The sequence below is a fragment of the Rhodanobacter sp. FW106-HT46G03 genome (genome assembly GCF_058789895.1).
Map to the genome: position 1 here is coordinate 2,725,914 of NZ_JBYTCC010000001.1, position 12,839 is coordinate 2,738,752.

The 12,839-nt window shown below is 57.2% G+C and carries 8 protein-coding genes; all 8 read right to left on the reverse strand.

Features of this window, described 5'->3' with window-relative positions; genetic code table 11:
• Window positions 1-67 precede the first annotated feature (67 nt).
• On the reverse strand, window positions 68-1,411 hold the full coding sequence (locus AC3WP6_RS12185; RefSeq protein WP_492628702.1) for a phosphohexomutase domain-containing protein: 1,344 nt from the start codon (window positions 1,409-1,411) through the stop codon (window positions 68-70).
• A gap of 35 nt (window positions 1,412-1,446) precedes the next feature.
• A complete protein-coding gene (locus tag AC3WP6_RS12190) occupies window positions 1,447-2,352 on the reverse strand; it encodes a GDP-mannose 4,6-dehydratase (RefSeq protein ID WP_492627960.1) in 906 nt (301 codons plus the stop codon).
• Window positions 2,336-3,370, reverse strand: coding sequence for a GDP-mannose 4,6-dehydratase (gene gmd, locus AC3WP6_RS12195; protein ID WP_492627961.1), 1,035 nt, complete (start codon window positions 3,368-3,370; stop codon window positions 2,336-2,338). The genes AC3WP6_RS12190 and gmd overlap by 17 nt, the downstream gene beginning before the upstream one ends.
• Before the next feature lie 121 nt (window positions 3,371-3,491).
• Complete coding sequence (locus AC3WP6_RS12200) at window positions 3,492-4,034, reverse strand: hypothetical protein (RefSeq protein ID WP_492627962.1); 543 nt, start codon at window positions 4,032-4,034, stop codon at window positions 3,492-3,494.
• A 28-nt stretch (window positions 4,035-4,062) separates the two neighbouring features.
• Window positions 4,063-8,316 carry a glycosyltransferase gene (locus tag AC3WP6_RS12205; RefSeq protein ID WP_492627963.1) on the reverse strand — a complete coding sequence of 1,418 codons (4,254 nt, stop codon included), beginning with the start codon at window positions 8,314-8,316 and terminating at the stop codon, window positions 4,063-4,065.
• Between the two features lie 21 nt (window positions 8,317-8,337).
• On the reverse strand, window positions 8,338-10,731 hold the full coding sequence (locus tag AC3WP6_RS12210; RefSeq protein ID WP_492627964.1) for a methyltransferase domain-containing protein: 2,394 nt from the start codon (window positions 10,729-10,731) through the stop codon (window positions 8,338-8,340).
• Entirely contained in the window at window positions 10,728-12,029 is a 1,302-nt protein-coding gene (locus tag AC3WP6_RS12215; RefSeq protein WP_492627965.1) for an ABC transporter ATP-binding protein, read from the reverse strand. Before AC3WP6_RS12215 ends, AC3WP6_RS12210 begins: the two co-directional genes overlap by 4 nt.
• A complete protein-coding gene (locus tag AC3WP6_RS12220; protein WP_492627966.1) occupies window positions 12,026-12,766 on the reverse strand; it encodes an ABC transporter permease in 741 nt (246 codons plus the stop codon). The genes AC3WP6_RS12215 and AC3WP6_RS12220 overlap by 4 nt, the downstream gene beginning before the upstream one ends.
• Between the last annotated feature and the right edge of the window lie 73 nt (window positions 12,767-12,839).

Genomic DNA, 12,839 nt, shown 5'->3' on the forward strand with positions numbered 1-12,839 from the left:
CAACTTACGATATGTTGATCGTTAGATGGCTTTCGGCGCCCATGAATCGAAGATCAAAGCCTTGTATTCATATCAGCAACGAACTGATCTCGTGAAGCATTGCTTCTACTAATGCGGGAGAACCTTTCGACTCGATGTTCAAGCGAAGCAGCGGCTCGGTATTGGACGGACGTAGATTAAGACGCCAACTACCGAAGTCCATGCTGACTCCGTCCACGTGTCCCACCGTCAATACGTTTTGCCTGAATCGAGTTACAATCGCGTCGATGGCCTCCTCAGTGTTAGCAACTTTGAAGTTGATCTCGCCACTGCAAGGGAACGCCTGCCGTCTCGCGCGAAGCATGTCAGCAAGCCCCTCTCTCGTCCTACTTATGCGCTCGGTCAATAGCAGCCACGGGATCATGCCAGAGTCACAGTATGCAAAGTCCTTGAAATAGTGGTGCGCGCTCATCTCGCCACCGTAGATGGCGTCTTCCTGACGCATGCGCTCCTTGATGAAGGCATGGCCCGTCTTTGACTCGATCGGTGTTCCACCCGCATCGCGAACCATCTCGATGGTGTTCCAGGTCAGGCGCGGGTCGTGGATGATTTTTGCGCCGGGGTGCTTGGCCAACAATTGAGTAGCCAGTAGGCCAACAACATAGTAGCCCTCGATAAACTCGCCTTCGCTGTCGAAGAAGAAGCAGCGATCGAAGTCACCGTCCCAAGCGATGCCGAGGTCGGCGCCATATTTGCGTACGGCATCGGACGTCGCGGAACGATTACCCGGAAGAAGTGGGTTGGGGATTCCGTTGGGGAAGCTAGCATCCGGTTCATGATTGATGCGAATGAAGTTATAAGGAAGATGCTTCGCCAGCAAGTCGACAATCGGACCGGCGCATCCATTGCCTGCGTTGACCACAACTTTCAGCGGGCGCAGCTTTTCTGGGTCGATGTAGCCAAGCAGATGATGAATATATGCAGACTTGTCGTGGTCGCTGCGCGTGCGGCCAGGTTGCGACGCATCGCGGAACTGACCTGCTTCGACCAGGCGTTCAACCTCTCTTAACCCTGTGTCGCCACTGATCGGCCGCGAATCCTCGCGAACCAACTTCATGCCGTTGTAGTCCGTGGGGTTATGGCTCGCCGTGATCATGATGCCGCCAGCAATCTTTCGATGGAATGTCTGGAAGTAGACCTCCTCGGTGCCACACAATCCGATGTCGATAACATTGCAGCCTGCGCGGTTCAATCCGGACGAAAGTGCTGCGGCCAACGCGGGGCTATCGCGGCGGATGTCGTAACCCACCACCACGGTTCCACATCCCACTACTTCGGCGTACGCGCGACCAATGCGTTCAGCCAGTTCTATATTCAGTTCATCCGGTATGCGGCCACGGATGTCATAGGCTTTGAAGCTTTTCAGTGCCATGGTTTTGTCCTTTTTAGATTGCTTGACAGCAAGCTTCAATCTTCGGCTGCGTACATCCATGCCAATGTTTGTTGCAACGGGATGATTTCCAGTGGCCCAATCAGCCCGGCCAACTTGCGATTGTCGCCAATCAGGCGGCGCACTTCGTTTACACGCACAAACGCCGGGCTCACCTTGATCTCGATCTGGTACCCCGCCATGGCCCCGACCATGCGTATGACATCGGTCAGGGTGTATGCGTGCCCGGAACACAGGTTGACGGCCTGACCGGCTGCATCAGCATCCAGCAGGCGTCGATAGGCGCGCACCACAAACCGAACATCCTGAAAATCGCGAGCCACATCGATGTTGCCCAGCTCGATGACCTGCTCCTTGCGTCGGAAGTGTCCGACGATCTTAGGTAGCAGGAATTTTTCGGACTGCCCGACGCCGGTGTAGTTGAACGGTCGAACCAGAACGATGGGTAGCCGATCCATCCAGAGCCTAGCCATGTATTCCATGGCCAGTTTGCTGACGGCGTAGTCGTTGGCAGGACTGGCGGTGACATCCTCACTCAACAACTCGATCTGGCTGTTGCCATAGATATTGGCGCTGCTAGCAAGCAGCACACAACGTGGCCGGTGGTCACTGGCTACCAGCGCCTCAAGCAGATGGCGTGTGCCCACCACGTTCGTACGGTAGATCGCATCCACATCGCCATGTGCCACATTGCTGATCGCCGCAAGATGCACGACTACATCCGGACGCACGGCCGCGACAGCGTCCATTACTCCGGCGCGGTCGCAAAGGTCCACTGCCGTGGTACCACGTGCGGTCTCTTGTCCGAGACTGCTGACTTCGTAGCCGGCGAGCTGTAATTCGGATGCCAGGTAGCGGCCAGTGAACCCGTGGCAGCCCGTGACCAGTGCCACGGGCCGGGGGCGATCAGAAGGATTTCCCATGCGCATTTCGCTCCAGGTCAGCGGCCACCATCATGCTGCACAAGTCTTCCAAGCTGGTTTGCGGTTGCCAGCCAAGTGCAGACCGCGCTCTGCTGGCGTTGCCGACCAACAATTCGACTTCGGCCGGGCGATAATAGTCGGGATTGACTACCACCAAGGTGCGTCCTGTTTCATGGCAGACACCACTCTCGGCCTCACCCGCCCCCTTCCAGTCGATCGATACGCCAATCGCCTTGAACGCCATGGCAACGAAGTCGCGCACGGTTTCAGTGCGCCCAGTGGCCAGCACGTAGGTGCCGGGCGCATCTGCCTGCAGCATACGCCACATGCCCTCAACATATTCTTTGGCGAATCCCCAGTCGCGTTTCGCATCCAGATTGCCCAGCTCAAGGCGATCTGCAAGGCCGAGTTTGATCTTGGCCACCGTATCGGTGATCTTGCGTGTTACGAACTCGCGCCCGCGCAAGGGGGATTCGTGGTTGAACAGGATCCCGCTGCAGCCATAAATGCCATAGGACTCGCGGTAGTTGACCGTGATCCAGTGCGCATAAAGCTTTGCTACGCCGTAAGGGCTGCGGGGGTAGAACGGCGTGTCCTCCTTCTGCGGCACAGCCTGCACCTTACCGAACATCTCGGAAGTAGACGCTTGATAGAAGCGAATCTCGGGGTTCACAATACGGATGGCTTCCAGCAGGTTCAGCGCGCCCACCGCAGTGACCTGGGCCGTAAGCACCGGCTGGGCAAACGATACGCCCACGAAGCTCTGCGCAGCCAAGTTGTAGACTTCGGTAGCCTTGCTCTCCTGCAATACACGAATCGCCGATCCGAGGTCGGCCAAGTCGAATTCGATCAAGTGCAGGCGTGGATGCTTGTCGACGCCACGTTCCTTGATGCGCCAGAAGTTGACCGAACTGGTGCGTCGATACGCCCCATAGACCTCATAGCCCTTTTGCAGCAACAGCTCGGCAAGGTACGCCCCATCCTGACCCGTGATACCCGTTATTAGTGCAGTCTTCATTGAACTTAATTCCGTATGAACAAGAGTGGCTACGTAAAAGCAAAGCCGGTTTTGTGTTGTTGCCGCAGAAATCGAATGCCCGATTGCTTGATCGAATCAGTGTCGATCAGTAAACCGCTGGTTACTTGACTACTACCTTGTAACCTTTGATGGTGACATGCGTGCCATCTGCCACCCGCGCACGAATCTCCAGATCGCTGACAGGCTGCGGTAGGCTGAAATCAAACGAAGCCAGTTGGCCCGCCGTCGCTTCGGACGGCTGGACCTTCACGGTCTTGGCAACCTTCGCGCCCTGCGCATAGGACGCATCGAGCTCCAGCGGTTGGGCCGGCTGCGCACCATCAAACTGGCCGAATACGGTAACCGTGTAATTACCGGCAGCCATGCTGGCGTACGGGCCAAACATCAACTGACCCGCCGCCCCCGTCGACTCCAACCCTTTGCCGGCTACCACACGACCCACCTGGGTTGGCACCTTGCCGCTATCCGCCTGCACATCCAGCAACACGGTACCCGCCGGGCGCGCCTGGTTTTGGGCAGACGTCGCCGCAGAAGATGCAGACGACGCATCTGACGCTGAGATGGCCGGATGTTGTCCGCAACCGCACAGCAATACAAGAAGCCCCGACGCCAATGCCGCGCCACGATATTTGTTCACGTTCATCATATTCTCCTTGGAAGTATTCGAAGATTCACAGATCGGGCGAAGTAACCATTGTCGCAGTTTCCGTTGCCGAGTCGTGATCCAACCATGCCAGCGACATCTGCCGTACCCCCAAGCCAAGCAAACGGGTATCCCGAGACAGCCCCAGCGCTGCAGGCGAGATGGCGTCGGCCTGTAGCAAGGTAATTTCCAGCTCACCGTGCTCACCAAGCCAAGTGGATGAAACGGGCCACTGCCGCGAAACCTCTGGACGCGCATGGCTGCAATCCCATGTGTCGAGCAAATGGCCGTTGGCGTAGATCTGGAACCGTTGCAGCGAATGGCGGGCATCCACGAACGCCTTCGCTTGCAGGGCCAGGCAAAGCTGTCGGCCATCGCATTGGCCCGACAAGCGCAGGTGCAGGCGTGAACGCTGTCCCAGTGCCCAACGGCCCCAAGGTTCCGACTCCCCCCACCCGGTGAATTCTACCTTCGTCGCAATGGAACCCGCAGCCGGTACGAGTTGCAGCCCCTGCGCTCCCACGGCCACGCCCGGTTCATACGTTGCACACCAAGGAGCGAGCCAACCCGGCGCATCGCTCACCAGCAGCATCCGAGCCAACTGCGCGGCGCTTTGCTGCCAACTCAGCCAAGGCATGCCCACCGAGCCAGGTGCCCGGGACGCTGCATGCTCCGCAAACCAGCGCTCAATGGTGTCCGCCAATCCACTGGCGTCGTTGGATTGAAAATAGGTGGCATGCGCCCCGGCAACCTCGCGGAACACAGGCAAATCCCGCGCAATGATGGGGACCCCATACTGAGCAGCTTCAATCAGCGGAAGACCGTAGCCTTCGCCTTCGGAAGCCGATAGCAACACGGTGGCCGCGCGGTAAAGCCCACGCAGCATGGTGTCGCTGATCCCCTGGCACCAAAACAAGTGTTTGCCGGCCTCCGGATGGCTCAGGAGCCTTTGGCAGAAGGCCTCCATCATCCAACCCTGCTTGCCCACGATGACCAGATTCAGGCTTGCGCCATGTGCCCACAGGGCCTCAAAAGCTGCCAGCGCTTGCCCGTGCCCCTTCCTAGGCTCAAGGGTGCCCACCATGAGCACCGTGGGGCGCTGGGTTATGGCCTCCAACGCTGTTTTGTCGGTATCAGTCAACTTTTCTGGTTCGGCCGGCTTGCCATCCAGGTCGGCACCGATATGCGAGAAGCCCAGCCGTAGCGGAAGCTTCCGCGGTACCTGGCGGTGATCGATCCATGTGCACAGCTCCTCCGCCACCGTGCGACTGATGCATACAAGACCATCGGCGCAGGTGGCGATACTCTCCAACCAGCGCGCATGCATGGCCTCGGTGTCTTTTGGGAAAAACGCCGGCTGCAATACAGGCAGCAGGTCGTAAACCAGGAAGTAGACGGCAATGCCGCGATGGCGCCAGCTTTGATACAGCGCCTGGTGCGCAGGCACTCTATCCGCGACCCAGTCCAGGCCAAGAAAGACATCGCCACGTCCCAGCTCAGCAGCTTCTTCATCAAGGTCGACACTTTTCAAGCCCAGCAAGCGCAACGCCAAATCGTGCGCATGCACGTAACGCCCATCGACCAGTTTCACCAATTCGACACGCCATCCGTCCGGCGGCGCCTGCAGCAACTCACGCGCCAAATTGCGCGTGACACGTTCGATGCCCGTCTTGAGGTCATTTCCGGCAACCACCGTCACGTCCAGGAACAACCGCGGCAAGCGCATGGGTTGCCGGTTGTGCACTAGCGCCTGCGCTGTCAGCCACAGATCCTTCTCTTGGGTGACGACACCGCCTGCCACGCCGAGGGTTCGGATCGTGTCTTGTTCCAAGGCCAGCGGATGCGTAGTCGCGAACGTTTCGATGGCATCGCGGTAAGCCTGCGCAACCTTGGGCAAGGCATGATGTTCCGTTACTTCGTGCAGGGCCCTTTCGGCGAGCGCCTGGCGCAAGGTCGGCGAGCCGGCCAGCCGCTCCAAGGCATCGGCCAGCGCTCGCTCTTCGAAATGGTCCGGGAGCTTCACCAAGGCATCGTCAGGCAATTCGGCGAAAGTGGCGTGTGCGTTGACGATCAAGGGCAACGCATGCGCCATACAATCGAACACCGCGGCCGACGTTTCACCGCGCGATTCCGTGCGCAACTGCACGGCGACATCGGCCGCCGCCAGCCACGCTTGGTAAGCGTTGTCTTCGGCGAAACCAGTGATGCTGATGAGCGAACGCGCCTGCGCCTGCTCAATGCGCCGCACCAATGCCTGGCCATAATCGCCGCCATGGTTTTCGCCGACAAACACCAATCGGCAATCGGCACGTCTGGCCAAGGTCGACGACAACCAAGCCTCCAGCAGGCAATGGTTGAGTTTGGTGGGCGCCAACATGCCGAACGAACACACCACGAAGGCATCGTCAGGTAAATACAAGTGTTTACGGGCGGCTTTGCGATTCGCCCGATGCGGAGCTTTCGGGAAAGGAATCCGGCGCATCCACGAAGCCGCATGATCGCCGTGGAAACGCCGTGCGTTCGCAATGGCGTAGTCCGAGTGCACCAAAACACCAATGGCGGACTCGAAGACCTCCGTATTGCTCGAGTATGCGCCGATGGTGTAGTCGCGTCCCCTCTGCTGGTCGTCGAGCAATGCTCGGTACCCATGGCCGCCGTACAGCCTGCGCGCATAGTCGGGTTCCGTGCCGGCATGGAGCGAGCGCCAATGGCTCAAAGCTCCGAGACAGGAATCGTGCAGTACGACCGTGCCGGGATACCGCCATAGCAGGTCGAACATATGAAGATGGAAAGGCGAGTTGCCGAACTGGTACAGGATCCGGTCAAACCGATGCGCGTTCTGAGCAAACCAGGTGGTCGTGCGCACTGGTACGCGGGTCTTGAGCTGAACCACAGCCGCTTGCGCCGGCGGTACGACCACATTGATGGCGTAATACTTGGCCAGCTCCGGCAACAGCTCGGCACTGTAGTCGGCTATGCCCGATGCTTCGGGTGGCAGCGGCGACACATAAGCCAGCCGCAGACGGCTTTTGTGCTCCCGTCCGCCGACCGCCTGCTTGGCCCTGCCCGCTTCGAATGCCTCCAGCATCCGCTTGGCACCGCGTTGCCAAGTGAACCCTTTCGCCCGCTGCTTGCCGTACTCAGACCATGCCCGACGCAATGAAGCATCGTCCAAGACCTGCACCATCTGCCCAGCAAGGTCATCAATGTTTGCCGGATCAAAAAGCATGGCGTCCTGTCCAACCACTTCCGGCAAACTGGTTCGGTTGGCCGCCAGCACGGGCGCACCACAGGCCATGGCCTCGAGCACCGTCAGGCCAAAGCCCTCGTGCAGCGAAGGAAACACGAACAGCGCGCATGCGTTGTACAACCCAACCAGCTCGACGTCGTCGATCTGCCCAGTAAAGATCACATCCGTCGCACTGAGATCATGCTTGCGCATGACCTCCTGGAGAAGTACCCGTTCGCCATTGCTGATTCGGCCGCCAATGACCAATAGATGACTGTGGCGAATAGCGGCCTTCGTCCGTGCAAAGGCCGCAATCAGGCTTGAAACGTTCTTGCGGGCGTCAAAGCCCCCCATGTAGAACACGAAATCCCGGTCGATGCCGTGCACCAAGCGCAGCCGTGCTCGCACGGACTCGACGTCTGCCCCATTTAACTGGGTGAAGGCGTCTTCCACACCACATGGTGCGACCGTGACTCGTTGCGCCGGCAGGTCAAGGCACTCCATTGCTTCTTTCTTGGTCCACTCGGAAATCGCAAACCAGTGATCCTGTTTGCGCAGGTCATCCACCTTGCGCATATACCACGCACGCATGTGCTTATCGACCAGATACTCCTCCGGTCGAGTCAGCGGAATCAGGTCATACAGTGTGGTGGACTGTGCGGCGCTACCGGTCAGCCGTCCGCTTGACGTGGCGGAGTCATCCAGCCAGCCCTCGAACAGGCTGGCATTCCACACCCAATCGGCCCCCATCCCGCGCAGAAAGTTTTCGCGCAGCAGTTCCGCTGCATATCGGCGCCAATCATTGCCCGGCTCGATCGCTGCCATCGGGCCCGGCAGAGTGTAATCCACGATGCGTTCGGGCGGCAGCCAATGCGAGAACGCCAGCCGCAGGCTATCTTCGCTACGATCCAGACGCTCGTTCAGCACCAACCAGATCTCGTGCCGCCCTTGCGCAGCCTCGGTCAGCGCCAGCGCCATGGACTTCGCGTACCGGCCGATGCCCCGATGCCGGCTTTCCGACTGCGCACCTTGCAAATCAATAACGATCTTCATTGGATGGCCTATCCTTTTGCCTTACCTGCGCTCGTGTTGGTCATGCGTCTCGATATGTGATAATTCAACACTGTGATGCAGCCGCTGGTAAACCACATCGATCGTTGGCGAAGCCATTCCTTCACCGTGCAAAACATCAAGTGGATTGGCGGAGCTTGCCCCCGCACCCAAGGTAATCGCTGGATGGTCCAGCGCAACAGCTACCAGCTTGGCTTTCAACTTGGGTGACATCATCAGTACCCCGGCACCCAAGCGACGAATCAATGGCCGGCGAACGCTGGCTTTGATCGCGCGCCGTACTGCGCGCCGAATGGCCGCACGGGCACGTCCACGTTGGATCGCTTGTGGGAAGGGCTCCGATGCCGCGCCCGATTCAGCATCGAGTGGCTTTACCCACCGCCGCAACGTACGAATCGGCCTCGTCCAGCGCCAGGAGCGACTGTTCATAAGCTCCTGCAAAGCGTGCTCCGCACGCGAAGCATGATCAACTTGTTCATGCAACTCGCGGTCGAGTCTGCTTGCATGCTGCGCAAGCGCCGCCTGTTGCTCATGCGCTTGTGCCAGTTCATGACGGCCCTGCTGGATGACTGCCCGCAAGTTGTCGATGCTTCCGCTTTGAACGGCATTGTCCCGTTCAAGTTCGACGATACGGGATGCATCTGCTTCGCGAAGTCGCCGCAGCTCACCCCGTTCTGCCTGCTGTGCGTTTTGCACACCCTTCTGAAGTGCGTTCTCTTGTTCCAGCATCGCAATGCGTCGTAACCGGTTGTCGCTGTCATGGCGCAACGCATCCAACTCGGCCAAGTCACGCTGCCACTGTTCGTGTAGGTGCACTTTCTCCTGCTCCAATGTCGCGATACGCCGCAACCGGTTGTCGCTGTCGCGGCGCAATGTGTCCAACGAATCCAACTTCCGTTTCAGCAACTCTCGCGAATCGGTATCGCGGTTAGTCAATTGCGCCAGCCTTGCACCGTGGCTGAAAACTTCACTTCCCAGTCCACAGAGATACTGTTCCATCGTCGCAGACCAGAGGCTCTCTGCTTCCTCATGATGCGTTTCGTCATTGCGGTCACTCGGCTGCATCCGCACGAAACTATCCAGCAAGGCATGGAAGCTCCACTCGCTCCTTGGACGCACCCAAAGTGACTTCAGCCATCCCGAATATGGTGCAGGCAGGCTGAAAGGGCTGACAAACGGAGGCACGCGATAGGGTGAGACAGCATTCAGCGTAGGCTTTACTGTTTCATGCACGAACGAAAAAAACGTTAGAAACAGATCACTCGGCCAGTGTCCAGCCATCGATTCGTGGCTAATCGAGCCGTAATCAATAAGGAGCGATGACCCGTCTTGGTGCAGTAGAACATTCCATACCCGTACATCATTGTGGTAATAGCCGTACCGCTCAAGGACAGCCAGTTGTTCAAGTACGTCACCAATAACCCGATGTGGGTCGTAACTGTCACCACGTGCTATTGCATCGAGCAACAATTGGCCATCTATCATCTCTCGGACTAGCCACCCTTCGGTGGCAGTCTCGCCAAACGAGTCAAGAGAAGGCCAACTATTGGCCAGTTCAGCAGGTGGATTGCCAAGCACCTCAATCTCACGCCGCAACTCCAGGCGATTGGATTCACCCAATTCGCCGTCCAACCTTTGAACCTTCGCCATGCAGCCCTTGCCAAAGAAGTAACGACGCGAAAGCTGGTAAGTGCCCAAAGCCATGGCATGTGGATCGGTAGTTGACTTGGCAAACGCGTTCAGCACGCCTCCCAAGTACCAATAACGATTACTAGCTACATAGAGAGGACGTTGGATATCCGAAAGATGGGTGGGGAAACGCGCTACCTCATGTACGAAGGCAAAGCCACCAAGGAACTCACGCGAATCGCGCGGCTGCGCCTCGGCCCAGTACAAAGGCTCGGTTGCTTGTGCCAACTCGAAAACACCAACGCTCACACACGCCGCGAGACGGTCCAGCAACTGTCGCGTAGCCGGAAATCCATGTTCATATGCGACGTGGTGAAACACACTAAGCCCGAGAACGAGATCAAAACTGTCGTCATCGAGTCCGCAGATAAACTCCTCCAGTCGAGCGTGTTGAAAGTGCAAAGCCCAATCAGAATGCTCGGCTGCCAATGCCGAACAGACCTCCACATTGGCCGCAAGGTAGTCGACTCCAACCACACTGGCGCCTGTCGCCGCCAACGATAGGCTGATAAAGCCTTGCGCACAGCCAAGGTCAAGTATCCGAACCTGCCGCCCGAGCTTGTGGCACATTTCATCCAGTAGCGGGCTGACATGTCGCAGTCGATCACAGCAATCGCGCGACGTCTGAGCAGCCAATTCTGGGTGGCCAAATATTGGCTGATAAACCTCAGGCAGCGCGGCCACCTTGTCTGCAAGCACACCCATCATGCACCCACCTGCACACTTGAAGAAAACTTCGCTCCCAGATCAAGGATGCCTGAGCCGCGCCGCGAGCTATCAGTAGCAGCCAAAATTGCATCGTAACGGCGATCCAGTGGTAGCAGGTCGTTTTCACCACGTCGTTCCGAAACACCTACAGAAATCAAGTGGACGCCTGTATTGAACTGCCAAGGGAATTCAAAGCTGGCAACAACACATGACCCTGGCAGATAAGTGTTTCTTACTTCATCGCCATCACTCAAATGTGAGTTGGTTCCATAAAGGAATACGCCATCATGCGATTTTATCAAAAGGCCAAACACTGGACCCGTGACCTCACGCTCAAACAAGACGCGATAGCTCAACTTGCACGTATGGCCACTTTCCAACAAGGATGGAAATTCGAGCCCATCCATAGTGATGCTGTAATCCAGAATGCGAGCACCGCCATCACCCCATCGATATTCCTCAGCGCGGTAAAGTGGCCGTGTGTGGAAGCGGTCAGTATGGTCCAACGCAAACGGCGTTACGACACTTGTACCTTCCCCGACAGCCTCAGGTGCCTCGTGGCGCCGGTCCCCACCGAACAAGTCGTCAAGATACGCATTGCCTACGTCTCGCGACGGGCCATCCATGACAACAGTGTGATCGCGTATATAGATGCAGCGTGAACAATGTTTCGTCACGTCTGTGACCGAATGTGAAACGTACAACAATGTGGTGCCCGTTTCCTTGAGCTCATTGATACGCTTGAAACACTTGGCTTGAAACGAAAGGTCACCCACCGACAAAGCTTCATCTATGACAAGCAGATCGGGGCGGAAGGCAGTAGCTACCGCAAACGCAACGCGCACCTGCATGCCACTCGAGTAGGAACGCATGGGCTGGTCGAAGTATTCACCAATACCAGCGAACTCTTCGATACCAGGCATAGCCCCGAGAATATCTTCGCGTGCATGTCCCATGAGCCCGCATGCGTGCATGACGTTCTCGCGCGCGGTGAATTCCTGGTTGAAGCCCATACCAAGCTCGAGTATCGCTGTAACGCTACCATCCACTTGCAAGCTTCCGGAGCTCGGATCAAGTGTACCTGCGATCATCTTAAGTAGGGTGCTCTTGCCGGCGCCGTTGCGCCCAAGGATACCAATCGACTCACCCGCTTCAACTACGAGATCGATGTCGTGAAGAACCCAGTTGTCGGTAAAGCCACCCTCTTTGCCAAACCACCCGGCGAAGCGTCGCCACTGCGACCCGAAGACGCGATAACTTTTACCAAGTCCAATCGCACGAATGATGGCCTTGTTCATAATACATCCACCATCTCACTGCTGGCTCGCCTGAACAAAAACAATGCGACCCCAAGAAGCGCCATGGAAATAGCAAGCACCGGAAGAATCAGCCTCCATGGTGGAGCCGTGTCAAAAAGCAACGCATCCTGAAAGCCGCGAGCAATGCCTGACATTGGGTTCAAGTAAATCAACGGGCGTATGCTTGGCGGGAGAATCTCCGGGGAGTACACGATAGGCGTGAACCAGAACATGATCTGCAAGATGATAGGTACCACCTGACCGATATCCCGGATGAATACATTTAGCGTCCCCAAGATGAGGCCTACACCAAGGCCAAGTATCAAGGTCACCGCCATCAGCGGAAACACCCATAGAGCGCCGATTCCCGGATAGCGACCGAACGCAGCCATGACCAGTAAGGTGGCCACGAACAATAACGCGCCGTTTACGAGCGCCACTCCGGACGTTATCGCTGGCAAGCAACTCTTAGGGAACCGCACCTTTTTCATCGTATTGCTGTTGTCAACGAAGATAGTGGTGCAGCGCATAACCAATTCATTAAAAACTGACCATCCGACCATACCCGCCAGAAGGTATATCGAGTATGCCAACTTATCGTTGACGCCTTGTAGCCGTACCGACATTATTTCAGAGAAGATTATGGCATAAATCGCAGCCTGGGCCAGCGGGTTTATAATCATCCACAATGCACCCAGCTTACTTCGCACAAAACGCGACTGAAATTCGACACGCACTGATGAGATGATGAAGTGGCGATAAGTCCAGACCGCTGACCAAATACTTCTCATAACTAATTTTAGCTTCCAC